The sequence below is a fragment of the uncultured Tenacibaculum sp. genome (assembly GCF_947494125.1).
GTDB lineage: Bacteria > Bacteroidota > Bacteroidia > Flavobacteriales > Flavobacteriaceae > Polaribacter.
Genome location: NZ_CANLTU010000057.1, coordinates 1 through 286, shown reverse-complemented (window position 1 = coordinate 286; position 286 = coordinate 1). Strand labels below are relative to the sequence as shown.

Below are 286 nucleotides of genomic sequence, written 5' to 3'. Positions count from 1 at the left end.
TAACAAAAGCTATAGATTGTGCAACAGGAGAAGATATTACAGTGAAAATAAATCCAGATATAGTGAATGCTAGTTATACAATAACTGGAGCAGGAACAGGATTTACAGCAACACAGGTAGTACCAGTAGCAACAAATGCAGCAACGTTTACAGGATTAGCAACAGATAACTATACAATAACAATAACACACCCAGTAACAGGATGTATCTTATCAACAGCTCATATAGTAGAAGCAGCACCAACATTTACATTAGATATAGATAATATTCAGAATGTAACATGTTT

General features: G+C 33.9%; 1 protein-coding gene. It reads left to right on the top strand.

The genetic code is table 11. The features are described from left to right. A partial coding sequence (locus Q0881_RS17795) for a hypothetical protein (RefSeq protein WP_299163330.1) occupies positions 1-286 on the top strand: 286 nt, incomplete at both ends.